This is a genomic window from Paenibacillus albidus (assembly GCF_014644435.1).
In the GTDB taxonomy this organism is placed as follows: Bacteria; Bacillota; Bacilli; order Paenibacillales; family Paenibacillaceae; genus Paenibacillus_AQ; species Paenibacillus_AQ albidus.
In genome coordinates this window covers 336707-355028 of the sequence record NZ_BMKR01000004.1, presented here as the reverse complement: position 1 = coordinate 355028, position 18322 = coordinate 336707, and the positions used below count along the sequence as shown (strand labels likewise).

The 18322-nt window shown below is 49.4% G+C and carries 17 protein-coding genes; 5 read left to right on the top strand and 12 right to left on the bottom strand.

Going from position 1 to position 18322, the window contains the following annotated elements; all coding sequences use genetic code 11:
* Positions 1–549: 549 nt before the first annotated feature.
* Together IEY53_RS06545 and IEY53_RS06540 are read left to right on the top strand one after the other, a co-directional pair.
* Complete coding sequence (locus IEY53_RS06545; RefSeq protein ID WP_189023138.1) at positions 550–999, top strand: MarR family winged helix-turn-helix transcriptional regulator; 450 nt, start codon at positions 550–552, stop codon at positions 997–999.
* An 80-nt stretch (positions 1000–1079) separates the two neighbouring features.
* Positions 1080–1886 carry an arsenite methyltransferase gene (locus IEY53_RS06540; protein WP_189023136.1) on the top strand — a complete coding sequence of 269 codons (807 nt, stop codon included), beginning with the start codon at positions 1080–1082 and terminating at the stop codon, positions 1884–1886.
* A gap of 34 nt (positions 1887–1920) precedes the next feature.
* On the opposite strand, the gene IEY53_RS06535 is transcribed toward IEY53_RS06540, so the two are convergent.
* From IEY53_RS06535 to IEY53_RS06505, 7 genes are all read right to left on the bottom strand, one after another.
* The gene (locus tag IEY53_RS06535) at positions 1921–3576 is read right to left on the bottom strand and encodes a DUF6138 family protein (protein ID WP_189023134.1); all 1656 of its coding nucleotides are present in this window, start codon (positions 3574–3576) and stop codon (positions 1921–1923) included.
* Positions 3577–3753: 177 nt separating this feature from the next.
* The gene (locus IEY53_RS06530; RefSeq protein WP_229696021.1) at positions 3754–4050 is read right to left on the bottom strand and encodes a DUF1801 domain-containing protein; all 297 of its coding nucleotides are present in this window, start codon (positions 4048–4050) and stop codon (positions 3754–3756) included.
* 40 nt (positions 4051–4090) lie between these two features.
* Entirely contained in the window at positions 4091–5125 is a 1035-nt protein-coding gene (locus IEY53_RS06525) for an ABC transporter ATP-binding protein (protein ID WP_189023130.1), read from the bottom strand.
* Positions 5122–6882, bottom strand: a complete 1761-nt coding sequence (locus IEY53_RS06520; RefSeq protein WP_189023128.1) for an ABC transporter permease — start codon at positions 6880–6882, stop codon at positions 5122–5124. Before IEY53_RS06520 ends, IEY53_RS06525 begins: the two co-directional genes overlap by 4 nt.
* An 18-nt stretch (positions 6883–6900) precedes the next feature.
* Complete coding sequence (locus IEY53_RS06515; protein ID WP_189023126.1) at positions 6901–7947, bottom strand: ABC transporter substrate-binding protein; 1047 nt, start codon at positions 7945–7947, stop codon at positions 6901–6903.
* Between the two features lie 44 nt (positions 7948–7991).
* Positions 7992–8849: a Cof-type HAD-IIB family hydrolase gene (locus tag IEY53_RS06510; RefSeq protein ID WP_189023124.1), complete on the bottom strand. Its 858-nt coding sequence runs from the start codon at positions 8847–8849 to the stop codon at positions 7992–7994.
* A 24-nt stretch (positions 8850–8873) separates the two neighbouring features.
* A complete protein-coding gene (locus IEY53_RS06505; RefSeq protein WP_189023122.1) occupies positions 8874–9608 on the bottom strand; it encodes an MBL fold metallo-hydrolase in 735 nt (244 codons plus the stop codon).
* Positions 9609–9830: 222 nt separating this feature from the next.
* Between IEY53_RS06505 and IEY53_RS06500 the strand changes: the two genes are divergently transcribed.
* A complete protein-coding gene (locus IEY53_RS06500; RefSeq protein WP_229696020.1) occupies positions 9831–10784 on the top strand; it encodes a sugar-binding transcriptional regulator in 954 nt (317 codons plus the stop codon).
* A 433-nt stretch (positions 10785–11217) separates the two neighbouring features.
* Here the strand turns inward: IEY53_RS06500 and IEY53_RS06495 are convergent, their stop codons facing one another.
* From IEY53_RS06495 to IEY53_RS06485, 3 genes are all read right to left on the bottom strand, one after another.
* Positions 11218–11928, bottom strand: coding sequence for an ABC transporter permease (locus IEY53_RS06495; protein WP_189023120.1), 711 nt, complete (start codon positions 11926–11928; stop codon positions 11218–11220).
* Entirely contained in the window at positions 11903–12850 is a 948-nt protein-coding gene (locus IEY53_RS06490; RefSeq protein WP_189023118.1) for an ABC transporter ATP-binding protein, read from the bottom strand. Before IEY53_RS06490 ends, IEY53_RS06495 begins: the two co-directional genes overlap by 26 nt.
* Before the next feature lie 64 nt (positions 12851–12914).
* On the bottom strand, positions 12915–14480 hold the full coding sequence (locus tag IEY53_RS06485; RefSeq protein WP_189023116.1) for an FAD-dependent monooxygenase: 1566 nt from the start codon (positions 14478–14480) through the stop codon (positions 12915–12917).
* Positions 14481–14606: 126 nt separating this feature from the next.
* On the opposite strand from IEY53_RS06485, the gene IEY53_RS06480 reads away from it, so the two are divergent.
* Together IEY53_RS06480 and IEY53_RS36270 are read left to right on the top strand one after the other, a co-directional pair.
* Positions 14607–15266: a TetR/AcrR family transcriptional regulator gene (locus IEY53_RS06480; protein WP_189023114.1), complete on the top strand. Its 660-nt coding sequence runs from the start codon at positions 14607–14609 to the stop codon at positions 15264–15266.
* 407 nt (positions 15267–15673) lie between these two features.
* A complete protein-coding gene (locus IEY53_RS36270; protein ID WP_229696019.1) occupies positions 15674–15868 on the top strand; it encodes a recombinase family protein in 195 nt (64 codons plus the stop codon).
* Between the two features lie 257 nt (positions 15869–16125).
* On the opposite strand, the gene IEY53_RS06470 is transcribed toward IEY53_RS36270, so the two are convergent.
* Both IEY53_RS06470 and IEY53_RS06465 read right to left on the bottom strand, forming a co-directional pair.
* Positions 16126–17193: a Gfo/Idh/MocA family protein gene (locus IEY53_RS06470; RefSeq protein ID WP_189023112.1), complete on the bottom strand. Its 1068-nt coding sequence runs from the start codon at positions 17191–17193 to the stop codon at positions 16126–16128.
* A 40-nt stretch (positions 17194–17233) separates the two neighbouring features.
* Positions 17234–18316, bottom strand: coding sequence for a Gfo/Idh/MocA family protein (locus IEY53_RS06465; protein ID WP_189023110.1), 1083 nt, complete (start codon positions 18314–18316; stop codon positions 17234–17236).
* Between the last annotated feature and the right edge of the window lie 6 nt (positions 18317–18322).

The following is an 18322-nucleotide window of genomic DNA, read 5'->3' as shown; positions in this document are numbered from 1 at the left end:
ATTTCTTCGACAAGAATCTTGTGTCGGTACTTTACGCACCATGCGATGTGATACTGAATAGCATAGGCGTAACCGCTTTATTTCTGACATATAATCACCTATGCCTACAGAATAAAATATGTCAGTGTTATTTTCCTATATAAAGCTTAAAACTAAAGGGATTGTTGCAATAGTCACCTAAACATGTGTCGGATAGTTAGTGTAGCATAAGACACACCCTATCCGAAGTGTTCTAACTCACGACTGAAGTCACGAGTTTGCGAAAACTGTCTATCAAATCGACTTTGAGCTGGATAAGATGGAGTTTGATTTTATGCACCTCACTTATAATTCACATGCATACCCGGTGAGTGATCCCTCCCTGTATTTTTATGTAGGTCAAGATATTGAAACCAATGAGTTCCATGATCTTTATAAATATGTTGTGGAGAAACGTAATTCCGGGAGAAAGTAGCTTCACTCCTGTTATAATAAATAATCAAATCCGAATAAAATATACTTGCATATTACAATTAAATATTATATAACTATTTACATGAGGTGAGCACAATGGAAAATCCACGCGAGTTATTTCAAATCATGACCCGGCGGCTTGGCTTGCTGAACAAAACCTGTTGCAGTGTAGATGGATGTGACCTCTCGGTTAACCAAAGCCATCTGCTGTATGAGATCGATCGGAGCCACAATCCTTCCATGCAACAGGTTGCTGAAACGCTCGGCACCGATATTACTACCTTTAGCCGGCAAGTCCAAAGTTTGATGAAAATGAATTTGGTACAAAAGACTCCTGATCCCACGGACCGGCGAATCTATACGCTGTCACTAACTCCCGAAGGTAGCAGGGTCACTGCAACGATTGATCAACAAATGAATGAATTTCTGAATGAGGTTTTCTCGAATATGAGTGAGTTCGAAACAGAAACTCTACTTCGATCCATTAAGCTTTTTAATGAAGCTATGGGGAAATCCAGCAAATGCTGCAAACCCGTTACCGGGTGATTTCTCTTAACTTATAATTGCATTTTGCAAGTTTTTAGAAAGGCTTTTTACTCTAAAAAAATCTGAAGGAGTGTTGTAAAATGAGTCAGCCTACAAACGATCAAATCCGCCAAAATGTTCGAGGCCGGTATCAGAAAATTGCAGTAGAAAACATCAGTCCTGCCTCTTCCTGCTGTTCTCCTGCTACTGAAAGCTGCTGTGACTCCCCCGCCGATTTCGATGCCATCTCTGCCAAACTCGGCTATTCCAGCATAGATTTGGCTGCTGCTCCGCAAGGCGCTAATTTGGGGCTTGGCTGCGGAAATCCGCAGGCCATAGCTGAACTGCAGATGCGTGAGCATGTTGTAGATCTCGGGAGCGGCGGCGGATTTGATTGCTTTCTGGCCTCTCGCCAGGTAGGCCCTCAAGGCCATGTCATCGGTGTGGATATGACACCTGAAATGATTACCCGCGCAAGGAATAATGCCGCCAAAGGACAATTTGCCAATACGGAATTCCGGTTAGGTGAAATTGAGCACCTTCCTATCGCCGACGATTCAGTGAATGTCATTATTTCCAACTGTGTCATTAACCTTTCTCCAGATAAACAACAGGTATTCCGTGAAGCCTACCGGGTTCTTCAGCCGGGAGGACGTCTTGCCATCTCGGACATCGTGACCACGGCTGAGCTTCCTCCTGAGATCAAAAATAACTTTGATGAACTTTACTCGGGATGTATTTCTGGCGCTTCTTCCATTGCAGACCTGGAATCCATGCTCCAAGAAAGCGGGTTTACCCATATTTCTATCGAGCCCAAAGATGAATCCAAATCATTCATCAAAGATTGGATTCCCGGCGCCAATGTTGACCAGTATATCGTTTCTGCTGTAATCAAAGCGAAGAAGTAACCGTGTAGGGTTGACCCTGGTTTAACCGCTAAGCTTAACGGCGTCTCGCCGCCTGTGCCAGCTCGGAGAACCATTCTCTCCGGGCCCCTTCGGCTTTGGCGGCTGTTTTCTTCAGCTTGTCCGTTCCGCCCCAGATCAAATAAACGATATGCTCGACCTCATAGCTCTGAAGCCCCCGAACCTGATCCAGCAGCAGCCCAAGGTGCCTCTCGTCTTCCAGATCGTCTTTAATCTTCAGCTTCATCGAGTCCGTGCTGTGCAGCATACACTTCACCAGTGTTGGAATCGTCTCCATACTAACCCCATGCCGCTCGGCCAAAGCGACCGTAAAGTTGTTCTGAACAGACTGGTGTTCTTCGTCAACCTTCCCCATATATTCTTCTACTAAAGGAAAGTAAGCCCCATCTGCCAATCCGAGGCCAAAGACGGCATAACTGCCCGGCATGCAACTTTTTTCTCCTTCAGTATCTGCATACCATTCAAACGGTTCCATCGCTGAGCGGGCATACTCCTCCAGCAAGGGATGCAAATTCGGATACTCCAGGGCGTTGGCGAAAAAGCGATGTGTACCCGACTTGGCCAGTCCTTTGACCGGCAACCATTGCTTGACACCCGACTTCAGCTTGATTTGGTAGCTTTTGGGAAAGCCCAGGCTTAATAAACGAGTCAGAAACCGAAGCGCACGCGCATAGCTCTCCTCCGTTTCCAGCTTAATGGCTATTGTCACCTCGGCAAACACATCGTTCGCTGTGCATTCCGTCCGTTCGTCGCGAAAGCTGACCTCTTCCTTGGCAAACGTTCCGCTGCCTTCCTTAGTCAGGCGTTTTGCCCGGACGCTTCCCAGTTCGGTGGCGCAATTCAAAATAGACAGTCCTGTGCTTCTACTGTAAGAGGGCTCGTATTTCAGAATCAATATTGCGGCATAGATGGCCAGTTCAACCGGCCCTTGCTCGGTATTCTCCAGTTTGGCATCGCTTTTAATCTTATATTCTCTCTGCCACTGTGTCCCCAGATTATCGAAATATTGAGGCAACCATAAATTCTCCACCCAATTCCGCAAAGCGTTAATCAGAGAAGACCGGTGCTCTGCCAGATGTTTGTTCCCTTTGTTGATTTGTTGAATAGTCTCGAAGACGGAAAGGATCCAGCCGGGTTCCGCATCCGGAAACAGCCGCATGTCCAACAGGTGCCTGGATAGGAAAAACGTCTCCAAGGGTTTGGTCGGATATTGTCCCGTCTCCAGCTTTTTCGCGATATAGGAGGAGATTCGTTCCAGCAACTGTGTCTTCTTCGTCTCATTGACATATGCGAGAATGCAAACGTTGACTCTGCCTTCTTGCACCCGGAACTTGCCGTTAAACGTAAATTGATAATCGATTAACGCAGGCGGAAGCCCATCCAATTTAAGCTGCATATAAGCAGCAAGTTCAGGGACAATCCACATTCGCACTTGCTCTTCCGTCAGCGGCTCACCGGGTCTGGCCCCGCCTACTAACATCGGGGAGTCAGGCTCCGTATCGGTAACATCAACCTTGCCCTTGGAATATTCGAGCAGAGCGTTATCGTGAATCCCCACCTGCAGTGTAGTACGCTTCACAATTTTTTCCGCATCTTTATCGCTTATGTAGGCTATCCATTTGTCGATCTCCTGTTTCATTGTGTCCAAAATCGGTTCCAGAGCGAGTTCCATGTCCAAGCTGCTCCTTTCTGTTCCCTTAATAGAATTGGTTTCTATCTTAACCCGTCCTTGGAGGTATAACAATTGGGCTCGAGACCCAGTTAAATTCTGGACAAAATCCGCCAAAGCGGCAAAAAGAAAAAAGCCGCGTAAATCGCGGCTTCTTAAGCTTTTCGGGACATGAACCTCCTAGGTCACTTGTATCCACTTGGCCACGATGTCCACCAGATCTGCCTTTTTCGCCTCAATATCAAGCTTGTCCGTAAATTTCATGATAGCTCTGTCAGACCCAGCCCACTCCAGCAGCCCTGACTTGTCTTCAATAAGAGGACCCTGTTCTGTCCGTTCTTTGACTTTGGCCCCGGTATGGAAGATCAGCCGAAAGAATCCTGTGCCCTGCAAATTAAAGGTCACCCGGTCCTCGCCATCATAACAAAAGCTGGGGGCTTTCCAGAATTGTTCTGTTGAGCTGGCATCCCTTCCCATCCTTTCACTCTGCGCAGTGTATTCTGGAACAAGGAGCTCCTCAATCTTTGGCCAGGCTGAGGGCGACCTTCTCATTCATGCCGAACGACAGGGGAGAAATAACCTCCCAATTCCTGCTGCCACAGCGGATATTATAATGAAACTCCTTACCTTGAAACTGTACATTGATCACCTCGCCTGAAAGTCCAGCCCCGCCTTCCTTTGCCAGAATGAACTGGTCGGGACGGACTGGGTACAGCCCATGATTCTTAAAATGGGTAGCGATCTGCAGCCCCGGCCAGTCGACACCGTCACTTTCTTGCGGAACAAAACGGTTATTGACCCATCTGCCCTCGACAAGATTGGCTTTGGAGACAAACTTAGCCACAAATTCGGTCTGAGGGTGCAGATAAATATCCTGCGGCGTACCGGCTTGCTCAATTCGGCCATCCTTCATGACCACAATACGATCGGCCATCGCCAAAGCCTCCCCCTGGTCATGGGTTACATAGACAATCGCTGAGCGGGTCCGGCGGTGTACATCCTGAATCTCACGGCGCATATCCATGCGGAGCATGGCGTCCAGGCTGCTAAGCGGCTCATCCATTAATAAGAGCGAAGGTTCGGGAGCGATTGCCCGTGCGATCGCCACCCGCTGCTTCTGCCCGCCCGACAACTCATGCGGCATACGCAAGGCCAGCTTCGAAAGTCCTGTAAGCTCCAGCACCTGAGACACACGTTCCTGTTCATTCTGCTTGATCTTTGCCGGTGTTTCTTTATGTGTGCGAATCGGAAAACGGATATGCTCCGTAACATTCATATGCGGCCAAAGCGCAAAGGATTGGAACACCATCCCGATTCTGCGTTTTTCGGGCGGCAGAAGAATTCCGTCGCCGGCAACTACTTTGCCGTTTAAACTGATGTGTCCCGTAGTGGGCTGCTCGAATCCGGCAAGGATGCGCAGCAGCGTTGTTTTTCCGCAGCCGGAAGGCCCCAGAATCGCTACAAACTCCCCTTCCTCTATGGTCAGGTCGATAAAATGCAAAGCCTGGCTACTTCCAAAGGTTTTGCTGATTTGCTTCATTTCAATACTCATGATCGCACTCCCTTACGCGCCGCCCATTTCTGTACAAGCAGCACAAGTGCTCCTCCCGCCGCTATCAGCACGACGATCAGACTGGACAGTGCAGTTGAATACAGGGTTTCCCCTGCCTGCTCAAAGCTGAATATGGTAACGCCTATCGTCTGGGAACCGGATGAGTACAGGAGCGCCGATACCGTCAGCTCCGTCAGTGCCGTCAGAAAAACCAGCAATCCCCCGGTCAATATTCCCGGAAGCGTAAGCGGCAGCAGCACGGCTGTCCAGCTCCGCCAAAGACCGGCGCCCGAGATACGCGCCGCCTCCTCCATGGAGGAATCGACCTGCATGAAGGCCGTAACGCCGGAACGGACCTGAAGAATCATAAACCGGCAGATATATGCAATGAACAGAATGGCCATCGTTCCATAAATACCGGGGTTCCAGCCGGGTACAGGCTCCATCCATACCAGAATCATGGACAAAGCGAATACGATGCCAGGCAAGGTGTATGGCACAGAGGCAGCCAGTTCAGCCAGTCTGTTCAGCCGTGACGGCTTGCGGACCCGCATATACGCAAAGCAGGAACCGATGAGCAGGCAGACCAGCATTGTTACTCCTGACAATACAAGGCTGTTCTGAATCGCCTGCCACACCCGTGGATTTTCAAATAAAATGTAACGGTAATTATGCAACGTCAGATTGGACACGGTCAGCCCAAGTCCATAGGCTTTTTTCAGGGACATGGACAACATCGAGGATAAGGGAACTACCGTAACCAGCAGCAGAAAAGACCACAACAGTGCGGACACCCACTTCCCGGCTTTGCCCAATACGTACCGCGGTGAAACATCCGGCTGAATCGTATCCGAGGCGTGGCTTTTGCGCAGCAGCAGCCATTGCAGCAGACTTCCCATAATGGCGGCCAGACCGAGCAGGACTGACAGTGAGGCGCCACGGGCAAAAGCCGATGGGCCAAACCCGATAATCTCTTCATAAATCAGTGTACTGAGCACAGAAATGTTTACGGGTGTACCCAAAAATGCCGGTATCCCAAAGTTATCAAGCGATGCCAGAAAAACGAGCAGCCCTCCGGCAGTCAGGCCCGGCAGAGCAACCGGCAGCGTAATCCGCCGGAAGGTTTCGATTCTGCCCGCCCCTCCTGCCCGGGCGGCCCATTCCAGATCACGGGGGATTTTGCGGAAAACATCCAGTGTCAGCAGATAGACCAGCGGGAAATGATGAATTCCCATTACGAACACGATCCCCCCCATGCTATACATGCTCCAAGGCATAAGTCCGGGACTTAACCCCTCCAGAAGCTTGGCTACAATCCCCTGGGTTCCCATAAACGAAGACCAAGACAAAGTGAGTATATAGGACGGCAATATGAAACAGAGCAAAATAGCCATATGCAGCATCCGTTTGCGGGGAACATCCGTATATGCGATGAGCCAGGCGGTTGCTATTCCAAGTACCAATGAAAGCACAGTTGAACCGGCTACAATAATTGCCGTGCTGCGCAGCGTGCTCCAGAAGCGTTTTTGCTGTAATAATTCATTGTAATGTGCCAGGGTTAAACCCTCATCCCCCTGAAAGCTGAGCAGGATCAGCTTCAGAATGGGAAGAACAAAGAACAGCAAAACGGCTGCGCCACCGAGCCAGGCAGCAGCTCCTTTTTTTCCAAAGATGCGGGAAAGAACAGAAAAGGGCTTGCGCCCTTTCCCTTGATCCAACTGAGAGTGTGGGGTTGTGTAGGACTGTACTTCTGACATGTCGGAACGCTCCATCCTCTATTCACCAAATACTTTAATGAACTGCTGCTTGTCCGCTTCACGCTCCGCAGTCAGCTGTACGAGATCTGCTGAAAGTACCTTCATTTCTGTGAAGCTCTTCAAGCCTTCCGGGGCAGCTATACCTTCACGGATAGGCGTATAACCAATCTCAGCGGACAACTTCTGTCCATCCTCCGACAGGACAAAATCCACAAAAGCTTCGGCAGCCTCCAGATTCTGTGACTCTTTCATAATCGCGATAGGTTCGGTAATAATAGGGACGCCTTCTTCCGGATAATACAGCTCAACCGGTGAACCTTTGGCTTTTTCGCGCGCCACCAGATAATCTACGACTACTCCATAGGATTTCTCCCCGCTCGCTACCGCCTTCATCACTGCTCCGTTGCCTTTAATAACAGCCATTCCGTTATCCTTTATGCCCTGCAGGAATTCCCAGCCATACCCTTCAGTCCGGCTGAATACCCCAATATTATAGGCAGCCGCCCCCGAATATAGCGGGCTTGGCATCATACTGGCATCCTTGCTCTCGTCAGAAATAAGCACCTTCCAGGAGGTCGGAGGTGTGGTTACTTTCTGAGTATTGACAGCCAGGACGGTAGCCATCACCTTCGTACCTGCATACATTCCATCCGCATCCGCCAGCTCTGCAGGGATCTTGCCAAGTTCAGGAGATTTGTAAGACTGCAGCAATTCCTGCTCCTTGAGACTCTCAAAAGTTACGGAATCGGCGAGCAGCAGTACGTCTGCCTGAGTCTGGCCGGCTTTTTGCTCCGCCTGAAGTTTGGCGGTCACTTCCTCGGTGCCGGAGCGGAAAATCTTCACTTCGACATCCGGGTATTTCTTGGTAAAGGCTGCAGCCAGTTTGGTAGCGTCCTCTTCCGGCTGGGAAGTATAGAATGAAAGCTGACCTGAAATCCCCGCCGCTTCCGCTGCTCCATTTCCGTTGCCCTCATTGGCACTCTGCTCTGTCGGTGCTGCGCAGCCGCTGAATACCAGCATTGCCGCCAACACTGGCAGCATCAAGCTTTTTTTAACGTTTCTCATTCTTATCCCTCTCCCTTGGTCGAGCATAATAGTAGAATAAACCTTTAAAGTATGTAGCGCTTAATAGCCTGAGCCACGCCATCTTCGGTATTGCTGCCAGTAACCACCTGTGCAATGGTCTGGATATGCGGCTTCGCATTCCCCATAGCTATACCAAGCCCGGCCCAGCGCAGCATCTCAATATCGTTGTCATAATCGCCGGCTGCAGCCACTTCGGAGGAGGCAATGCCTCGTTCACTGCACAGTTGTTCCAGTGCATAATGTTTGCTGACTCCGGCCGCATTCACATCGAACCTGCGGCTGCCGGTACGGGTCAACTGGAACCTCCCCGATTCCTGCAAAGTATACAGGAGCCTGTTAAGGACCGTTTGATCGTCGCTGATCACAGCCGCTTTATACATAGGTTCTGCCGTTGTTTGCACAAAGACCTCTATATTCCCATTCATCGGCTCTACCTGGATCAGCCCCGTTTGCTCACTATAATTCTCTTCCGTCAGTTCCCTGTCCGGCTGGACTACTACATTGGCCAACGGCCAGCGAATGTTGAACTCATTAAGCTCCGGTACAAAAAGTGTATTGTAGCCATAAAATTGTACATAGGCTCCCGCTTCTTGTACCGTTCGCGCCAGTCCCAGCGCATCTGCGGCAGCCAGGGGCAGACCGGCAAGAAGACTCCCGGTTGCTGTATCCAGCGTAACCGCTCCGTTCAGTGCCACGAGCGGGAAATTCATACCTGCCGCTCTGGCATGCAGCCATACGGAAGCCGGAAACCGCCCCGAAGCGATGGTTACTGCTGTACCCGCCTGCATCAGTGCTTGAATGGAGCGTTTGGTCTCTTCCGTCAGGATCTTGTCCGGGTTCAGCAATGTCCCATCCATATCCAGGGCCAGCAACTTATACATATAGCTGTCTCTACTCCTTCCTGCTCACACTACATACACCCGTGACGGTTCCGGCAAATCTACCGGCCCGCCGAAGGTCTGGCTGGCCTCATAGCGCATCTGCTCCAAATTGCCGTCACCGGGCAGATGCACCAATACAAGCTTTTTAACCTTGGCTTTGCTGGCAATCGTCCCGGCTTCCCCTGCATCCATATGCCCCCTTCCGGTGGTATGTACGCTTCCTCTGCATATCGTAGCCTCGCACAAGAAAATATCTGCATCCCGGGCCAGTTCAATTAAAGAGTCACAATAGGAGGTGTCTCCGGAGTAAACCAGCACTTTGCCGTGATAGGTGATCTTGATCGCATAGCAGGGAATAGTGTGCTGCACCGGTACAAACTCAATTTCCGCTCCGGCCATCCATACCTTTTGTGCAGGATTAATAATGTGGATATCGGTATGGGCTTCAACCAGCGGCTTCAGCTTGTCCGCAGGTTCGGCCGGCGCATAAAGCGCCAGTCTGTGCGGCATCCGCCCATTGCGAATCGCTCCTGCGGCGGCATATTGGAGAATCCCCAGATCCGCCGTGTGATCATGATGCAGGTGTGACAGAATCACCCCTGACAATGACTCCACCCGGCTCTCAAAGGGAAAACGGCTCATCACCCCACTGCCGCAATCGAGCAGTATCTGCCCCTCTGCAGTGGTTACCAGATATCCGGCGGTAGCTCCCCCTGCTGCTGGATATCCCCCCCAGTAACCCAGTATTTTCACCTTCATATGTGCACCTCGGCCCCGTTGTTGATTCTGAATTCTGCAGCATTCGTTTACATATGTTCCGGACAGTTACAATTGTAAGCAGGCTTTGTATTGTCCGTGTCAACAAAGTGTCAAATCTGAACCAAGGTAAAATTATCCTGTTTTATACGTGCTTGACTCTCTGGCAAAATGCAATCTATAGTGGGTATATGCGGCATTATTTCGGGTAAAGGCGGACGATATGTGAACATAGAGGAACGCAAAATCATGGTGAAGGTCTGTAAAATGTATTACTACGAATCATGGACCCAGGAAAAAATAGCGGCGCAAATCGGGGTGTCACGGCCGATCATTTCCAAAATGCTGCAGCGTGCACGCGATGAAGGCATTCTCGAAATTGTCATACATGATGATGACCAGGAAATCTCCACCCTGGAGAAAGAGATGGAACAGGTCTTTCAGCTGAGGCGGGTGCTGGTGGTGCCTACCAAGGATTTGAATAAAGAGCTGTTGTCCCGTGTTGTCGGAAAAGCCGCGGCTCAATTTGTGCTTAAGTTAATCAACAACGGGGACCGCATCGGTGTCTCCTGGGGGAATACCCTGTATCATATGGTGCGGGAGTTTCCGCTGGAAAAAAAAGAAAATATCAAAATCGTCCCGCTCGTCGGGGGAACCGGCAATCACAGAAATGAGATGCATTCCAATCAGATTGCCTATGAATTGTCCAAAAAGCTGGGGGGTTCCTGCAACACCTTATACGCTCCGGCCATAGTCGAAACTGAAGAGTTGAAACAGCAAATCAGCCAGCTCCCGAATATAGCCGAGGTCCTGCGCGAAGGTGAACAGATCGATCTGGCACTGGTTGGCATCGGGAATCCATTCTCCATGTCAACCATGGAGAGATCAGGTTATCTCAAAGAGCAGGTTATAGCCGAACTCAAAGCTATGAATATCGCAGGCGACATAAATTCCCGCTTCATCAACCAGGATGGAACCGTGAACTCCCACCCCATCAACAATAAAGTGATTGGACTGGGGCTGGAGCAATTACAAAAAATCAAGACGGTAGTGGGCATGGCCTTCGGACTGCACAAAATTGATTGTATTCTGGCAGCGCTGAGCGGACGTTTCATCCATATGCTCATCACGGACGAAGCTACTGCCAGAAGTATCCTTGAACAAAAAAAGGCCCATTAAGCCTGCTCCATGGGGATATCCTCTTTTACATAGTGTCGCAGGTGTTTTGCTGTAATATGGGGGACCGTCAACATTTTAACGAAAATATACGCTAAGGTTTTAAACATGACCGGATTGTCATTATTTATTCCTTTAAGCTGAAAAAGTGTAAACTTATCGCCACTTAGTATTACTGGAGTTAGAGTCTAGCCATATACGTTTCGGATGATAAATTCTAATTTTGAACAGATGCGCCCCGTTTACACCCAGGCGCATCCTTGGATACGCCACACTGATTTTGTCGATTATTATATTGAATTGTTGAGTAGTGGAATCAAGCATCAACATGAGAAATTTAGTCCAGTGGAAAATAATGAAGCGATTCAAAGAGTTAGAAGGCACATTGATCTTCTCCTTCCAAGTGTATTTCTATGCAGAAGTATTTTCTAGTAAATCATCGTTGCTCCCTGTTTTGCAACCATTTAACCGTCCCAATGAAGCCTGCCAGTCCTATTAAAAATACCAGAAAATAACTGATACCTGCCAAGGGAAATGATGCGACGCCGTTTTCCTTCAAATGCAAAGCAGGTACAGACCAGGGCAGATACGTGCCAATAGCAGTAGGCCCGAATACCAATGCCAGCATCAAAGTTGTAAAAGCAAAGCCGATCGGCACCAGATAACCGCGTGATATACAGGCCAATAGGGCAAGAGGGGCACTTAATAATAGGTGGAGAGCGCCAATGATAAGTATTAGGAACAAATAATGTTGTGCAATCGCAAACGAAAATCCAGGAAGTCCAATAGCAAAACCAAGTACTAAGGCATAAGCAAAGCTGATCAACATCATTACAAAACACCAGAATATAATTGCGACATATTTGGCAATCGCTATTTTACCGCGCGATATAGGCAAAACGAGCAAATCCTTGAGCGTCCGATCAGCATACTCACGGCCAAATGTCCAGCTTGTCACCAATCCAAACCCCAGCAGCCCAAACACGGATGCATACAAAAACGCAGTCCGTTCAAAAAAAGAAGGCCAATCGGGCTGTCCCAAGTACAACGTGATGACAAATAATATAAACAGAAGCGTGCCCCATAAAACAAAGGATCGACGCAATTTGTAAACTTCAACGCTACAGGCTGTCAACAATGGTCTCATTCAGTTTCCCCTCCTCAACTCCGATTACTTTAAGAAAATAATGTTCCAAATTCTCTTCTTCAATTTTAAGCATGGTGAGCGGCACTTCATGTTGAGCAAGCAATCTCGCAATAAGTTCGGGATGCTTCACGGCATGATCATCCGGTAGTGCAAGGCAATTATTCGAAGTCGAATGTACCGCATACCCGGAGTCTGAAAGAATAGCTTGAGCCTTCCGATCATCTTTCGTTCCGATCATCAGCTGCTTTCGGCGGATGGTTTCAAAGTCTTTTGTTGTCAGTTCTTCAAGCAATACGCCTTTGTGAATAATGCCGATTCGAGAAGCCAATTTGGACATCTCCTCAAGGATATGGCTCGATATAAACACGGTAACCCCATGTTGAGAAGCTAGAGCTTTCAGCATTTCCCTTATCTCGACAATTCCGGCTGGATCAAGTGCATTAGTTGGCTCATCAAGAATCAGAACGTCCGGATTATGAATTAACGCTTTGGCCAGTCCAAGTTTCTGCGCGTTACCAAGTGACAAATCTCTTGCCTTACTATCCGCATATTGGGTCAAATTCAATTGCTCCATAATTTCGTCAACTGCCCTCGGAACCGGTAATCCTCGCAACCTGGCCATCAAACTCAAGTTTTCCCTAACCGTAAAGTTAGGGTAGGCATAAGGTACTTCCACCATATAACCTACTCGTCTCGACAAATTTGGATTCCCATTCGTCCAGCGCTGACCAAACAAATACACTTCTCCGGAAGAAGGCTTACTCATTCCGAGAAGAGCTCGAATGGTTGTCGTTTTCCCTGCGCCATTCAACCCCAGGAATCCATAGATTTCTCCTTTTTTAACGGAAATCGAAACGCGATCTACAATGACTTTATTTCCGTATTGCTTTGTCAGGTTAACGGTTCGAATAATTTCTTCCATAGAAACAGTCCTTCCCATATCATCAATTTAAACTCGGTTCATTAAAAGTGGCGGCTTTTCCAAATCAGTTTTCGCGATAAATGAAATTCAAGTAATTCAAGATCGATGCGGTATCCTCAATGGAGGTACGCAGTGCGATGTAACCGTCGGGACGAATCAATACGAGTTCTTTACTTGCTACATCGTAAATTCGATAGGCATTCCCTGCTGTGTCTATTATGCCTTCCGCCCCCTCCGGCTTTGATGGCAGGATATAATGCACATGGAGTTCGTCGTTGGTGAAGTTCTTCAGAGAAGGATCGATGCAGTTTGCAAAAACCAAAAGCGTCCAGTGCGGGCCGCGCAATAGGTCAAAGACACTTCCTGCAAACCCGGTGCCTTGCAGGCCCGTAGCATTAGGAGCACGATCTCCAGGAAATGAACGGATAACATTTGTTCGAGCAGACGGACAGGTAAGAGAACTTGACCGATAGGAAATGAGAAGCCCACTCGTCAGATCGTCGGATATGGTGCTCAAGGATTGGGACAACCCTCCGCCTTCAGTCGCCGTTCCTACGACCCCTCCCATCTTCTTCGTGCTGTCCTCGAGCACGGCTTGAGCCACAGGGCGGCGCTCCTCATCGTACGTGTCGAGTAAGGCAGTGTCCGCTCCGCGTATGATAGCCGCCAGCTTCCAGCCGAGGTTGTACGCGTCCTGCATCCCCGTATTCATGCCTTGACCGCCGGCCGGCGAATGAACATGAGCAGCATCACCGGCAAGGAAAACCCGGCCGTTGCGGTAACATTCAACCATACGGACGTTGACCCGGTAGATGGACAGCCAGGAAGCATCCGTGAGCCGAACACGTCCGGCCCCGGCGCGACGGTCAAACATGGCTTGATACGCCTCTAGCGACGGCTGATCTGGTTCTTCGATGTCTGCCGGAATTGTAGCCTGCAGTTGCCAAATATCGGATTTCGGCAGCGGTGTCACCCCGACCATCCCCTCCGAAGATGTCCAGATATGGATATGGTCACGATCTAACCCTTCCAATCGTACATCGCCAAGATACCATCGCTCATGATCGTGTGTTTCCCCAACCAGCGGCAAGTGAATAAACTTGCGGATATTGCTTTTGCCCCCGTCAGCGCCGACTACATAACGAGCGCGAATTTGCTCTTCTCCTTGTGGTGTATTCACGGTTACCGTTACACCATCCAAATCCTGAACAAGCCCTACAGCTTCCATGCCCAACTCAACTTGACCGCCAAGCACTGCATATCGGTCGCGCAATGCTTTTTCCACATCAAATTGAGCAATCCAGACCGGATCACGATAGGGTGTCTCAAGTTCGGCGCTGGCTGCAACGGTAATAGCCGGCTTGTCCACACTCCTGCCATCTGCGGTATAATAACGAACAGGCAAATCCACAACACCTGTGTCAATAATGTAGTGAACGGCCTCCAAATCATCGACGACTTCAAGCGAGCGAGGCTGGATTCCTTTGGCGCGAGATGCAACGTTATATAAGGTGCTTCGTTCAATAATACGATGGTCGACGTTTCGACGGGCAAGGTCGCAGGCAAGTGTAAGCCCTGTGGGTCCGGCCCCGACAATGAGAACATCAACAAAAGACGGCAGGGTATTCATGGATAGAATCCTCCTTTATCATTGATTTGATATGCTACATTTGTTATACTACACCGTACAGTGTAGTTTGTAAAGCAGGACTCTAATCGATTTCTGATAGTATACCTATAAGGGGGAAACGTAAGAATGGATAATACGGAAAATAAGAAAATCCGCAAAGGCTCTTCAGACAAACGAGCTAAAATTATTGCGGCGGCACGAGACCTGTTTCTTTCAGATGGGTTTGATCGTTCCAGCGTCGATGCGGTCGCAGCTAAAGCGGGAGTTTCCAAACGGACAGTTTATGATTATTATGGCGACAAACAGAACCTACTGCTTGCCGTTGTGGAAGTATCCAGTTCGGCGGTTCTGGACATGATTGAGCAAGGGATTTCAGACCACCTCTGGGAATTCGAGGATCTGGAGCAGGCGCTCATCTTATTTTGCAAACAAATCGTAGCTTCTGCGAACGGTTCGTCCGATTACATTGCTTTGATCCGTCTGGTTATGGTGGAAGCCGCCAACCTGCCAGACTCGTTTTTTGAAAGGCTGGATAACGCAACTGAAGAGGGGATTATCAGGAGGTTTACAGAGTTTGGACAAAACGGATTGCTCGATGTGCTTGATCCTAAAATGGCTGCAAAGCACTTCGCAGCATTAACGTTTTTATTGGTATTTAATCAACCGAGAAAAACCGGGACATTAGAGGAGGAACAAACCAAACGTATCATCACTGAAGGCGTACGCGTCTTTCTTTGCGCTTATGCACCACGTACCGTTCAAAACGAAAATCAACCATCATACTGATCGCGATTTTGCTTAACGATAAAAGACTGGTGGAGCCGCCAATTTAACGTAAATATACGCTGAGGACGTGTAGGCATTTCAAAATTGATATTCTATTTCCAAATATTATATTAGCGTGGGTTTTACGTCATTTCGTTGACTGGCCCCCTGTAATATCTAGGTCCATAAAAAAAACTATCCTTTCGTGGTTGATTCTACCAAAAAAGAATAGTTTATTTCGGTATGGATGGTCGCATTGGTTATGTCCGAGTAAGTAGCTTTGATCAGAATCCAGAAAGGCAATTAGAACAAGTTCAGTTAGATCGGCTGTTTACGGGATAAAGCATCCGGTAAAGATACCAACAGACCGCAACTAGAAGCATTATTCGCGTTTGTACGCGAAGGAGATATAGTGGTGATTCCATAGTATGGATGGTGAAGAATCACCTATGTCCAACCTTATGCTGTCGGTGATGGGGGCTTTTTCAGAGTTTGAGCGTGCCTTGATTCGAGAACGCCAGCGTGAAGGAATTGCACTGGCCAAACAACGAGGTGTTTACCGAGGTCGCAAAAAGTCATTACTTCCCGAACCAGGTGTCACAGCTATGCAAACGTGCGCTTGAGGGCGAGATAAAATCAGAATATCTGTGGGACGAACCGGAATATGAACGGCTGAAGACGGAGCTGTTGCTAAAATATGTATGGGCCGAGCTAGGAAAGGAACCGCTGCCCATGCCGAGAATACATCACGCATAATTGAGCGCGGCATGACGCGTCTCGAGTTAGATCAGTATCGATTCCGCTGTTCGATTTGTTCAAAATAAAGGTAATACCCCGGTCCTATGGATTATAAGACCGGGGTATTACCTGCTGCTTTTTATCAATAAAAATCAAAATTCTTAACCGTTTCACCGCCCCGCGCAGAGCGGAAAATCGCCTCGATCAGGTTCAGCACCCGAAGGACTTCATCGTTTTTGACAATCGGATTCCCTGTCCCCTCTAGAACCGATACATAATTGTCATAAAAACTGCTCGGCTGGCGGAACGGTTCCGGCAGCGCCCCCGTCAGGGTTGCCGATTCCGATGGCGGAGCCATCGTTTTGGTCAAACCGACGCCCGCCTGGATCGGTTTGGGTTCCACATGCTCCACCTCACGGTTCCGGGTTACGATCCGGCCGACCATGGACCAGTCCTCGATCATGCCGGTGCCTTCCGTTCCCTTCACGTACCAGCGGGGCAGCGTTATGAAATTTGTCGTCCCGACCTCGACCCGCGCGGAAAGACCATTCTCAAACTGCAGCAGCGCTTCAAATCCGTCATCCACATCATCGCCCAAAATAAAGCTGAGCCTGCTGCTCACGCTGGTGATTTTGCTGTCCACCATAAATACTAGCTGATCCAGCAAATGAACGCCCCAATCCAGCAGCATGCCACCGCCATGGACTTCGAGATGTCTCCAGTCTCCCGGAATGCCGTTGGCCCCGTGAACTCTCGATTCGATTTGGAACAGCTCGCCGATCGTCTTTTGCTCATACATCTGCTTGATAATGAGAAAATCCTCATCCCAGCGCCGGTTCTGGTGTACCATCAAGACCCGATTTGCACGCTCCGCCGCCGCAGTCATTTCCTTGAAATCCTCCACGGACATCGTCACCGGTTTCTCGCAAATGACATGCTTCCCCGCCGCAAAAGCCCGCACAGCCAGTTCCTTGTGTACATCGTTCGGCGTAGCGATAAGAATCGTCTCTACCGCCGGGTCATTCAATACAGCATCGTAGCTTGGGTAAGCCGGGTAACCCTCCTTTTCGGAAGCCTCTCCACGCCGGGCGTCGGTATCATAGGTTCCGACCACCGCCAGCCGTCCATTGTCCTTGATTAATTTGGCATGGTAGCTGCCCATGCCTCCGTAGCCCACGATCACGACAGAATGTTTGACAAACTCATTCATAAAGTGTCTCCTCCACGTCCCCCGCTTTTTCCGCGAGGGATCAGTTCATATATACGGCCTTGCCGGTCCGCGCCGATTCGTAGATCGCCTCCAGAATTTCGGATACCACACAAGCCTGCTCCGGCGTGACCACGGGCTCCAGGTCCTGATCAACCGCTTCAATCCAGCTTCTCATCTCGACGTCAGCCGCATTTTCGGCCTTGCCGTCATAGAAGGCAACACCGCCTGAACCCAGGTCAATTTCCTTGGTGTACAGACGCCCATGCTCCTCTCCATTGATGCGCAGCCCGTTCTTCATGTCCGCCCCTGCTGCCGAACCGCTTAAGCTGCATTTGGCTTCATCCACCTCAAGAGAATTGATGGCCCAACTGGACTCCAGCATGACAGTGGCGCCGTTTTCCATGACAATCATCCCAAACGCGGAGTCTTCTACCGTGAACTTTTTAGGATCCCAAGGTCCCCAGGCATTTGCGGCATTTTCTTTTTGGGACAACTCATGGTATTTCGTCCCCAGTACAACTTTAGGCTTGTAGTTATCCATCATCCAAAGTGTCAGATCCAGCGCATGGGTGCCGATGTCGATCAATGGACCTCCACCCTGCTTCTCTTCATCCAAAAACACACCCCAGGTCGGTACGGCCCTTCTCCGGATCGCATGAGCTTTGGCTAAATAAATATGTCCGAGGTCGCCATCCTCGCATAACTTCTTCAAATACATGCTGTCCGCGCGGAAACGGTTGTTGTATCCGATCGTAAGCTTTTTTCCCGTTCGTTTCGCCGCTTCGACCATCCTTCTGGCATCCTCCGCCGTCTTCGCCATCGGCTTCTCGCACATCACATGATTGCCGGCCTCAAGCGCAGCGATGGCAATTTCGGCATGGGAGTCGTTCGGAGTCAGCACGTGTACGATATCCAGCGCTTCCTTCTCGAGCATTTCCCGGTAATCGCTATATACCCTGGCGGTTTCACTTCCGTATTTGGCAGCGGCTTCCTCCGCCCGCTCCACAACAATATCGCAAAAAGCAGTCAACTCTACGTTGTTCAATTTGATTAAGCTGGGCAGATGTTTACCGTTAGCGATCCCGCCGCACCCTACAATCCCTACTTGATATACTTTACTCATTTTATT

Excerpts from the sequence above, each read along its gene's own strand:
- IEY53_RS06545 (WP_189023138.1), top strand. The coding sequence starts at position 550 with ATGGAAAATCCACGCGAGTTATTTCAAATCATGACCCGGCGGCTTGGC.
- IEY53_RS36270 (WP_229696019.1), top strand. The coding sequence starts at position 15,674 with ATGGATGGTGAAGAATCACCTATGTCCAACCTTATGCTGTCGGTGATG.
- IEY53_RS06530 (WP_229696021.1), bottom strand. The coding sequence starts at position 4,050 with ATGGGAAGGGATGCCAGCTCAACAGAACAATTCTGGAAAGCCCCCAGC.
- IEY53_RS06525 (WP_189023130.1), bottom strand. The coding sequence starts at position 5,125 with ATGAGTATTGAAATGAAGCAAATCAGCAAAACCTTTGGAAGTAGCCAG.
- IEY53_RS06535 (WP_189023134.1), bottom strand. The coding sequence starts at position 3,576 with ATGGAACTCGCTCTGGAACCGATTTTGGACACAATGAAACAGGAGATC.
- IEY53_RS06515 (WP_189023126.1), bottom strand. The coding sequence starts at position 7,947 with ATGAGAAACGTTAAAAAAAGCTTGATGCTGCCAGTGTTGGCGGCAATG.
- IEY53_RS06465 (WP_189023110.1), bottom strand. The coding sequence starts at position 18,316 with ATGAGTAAAGTATATCAAGTAGGGATTGTAGGGTGCGGCGGGATCGCT.
- IEY53_RS06485 (WP_189023116.1), bottom strand. The coding sequence starts at position 14,480 with ATGAATACCCTGCCGTCTTTTGTTGATGTTCTCATTGTCGGGGCCGGA.
- IEY53_RS06520 (WP_189023128.1), bottom strand. The coding sequence starts at position 6,882 with ATGTCAGAAGTACAGTCCTACACAACCCCACACTCTCAGTTGGATCAA.
- IEY53_RS06470 (WP_189023112.1), bottom strand. The coding sequence starts at position 17,193 with ATGAATGAGTTTGTCAAACATTCTGTCGTGATCGTGGGCTACGGAGGC.
- IEY53_RS06480 (WP_189023114.1), top strand. The coding sequence starts at position 14,607 with ATGGATAATACGGAAAATAAGAAAATCCGCAAAGGCTCTTCAGACAAA.
- IEY53_RS06505 (WP_189023122.1), bottom strand. The coding sequence starts at position 9,608 with ATGAAGGTGAAAATACTGGGTTACTGGGGGGGATATCCAGCAGCAGGG.
- IEY53_RS06540 (WP_189023136.1), top strand. The coding sequence starts at position 1,080 with ATGAGTCAGCCTACAAACGATCAAATCCGCCAAAATGTTCGAGGCCGG.
- IEY53_RS06495 (WP_189023120.1), bottom strand. The coding sequence starts at position 11,928 with ATGAGACCATTGTTGACAGCCTGTAGCGTTGAAGTTTACAAATTGCGT.
- IEY53_RS06510 (WP_189023124.1), bottom strand. The coding sequence starts at position 8,849 with ATGTATAAGTTGCTGGCCCTGGATATGGATGGGACATTGCTGAACCCG.
- IEY53_RS06490 (WP_189023118.1), bottom strand. The coding sequence starts at position 12,850 with ATGGAAGAAATTATTCGAACCGTTAACCTGACAAAGCAATACGGAAAT.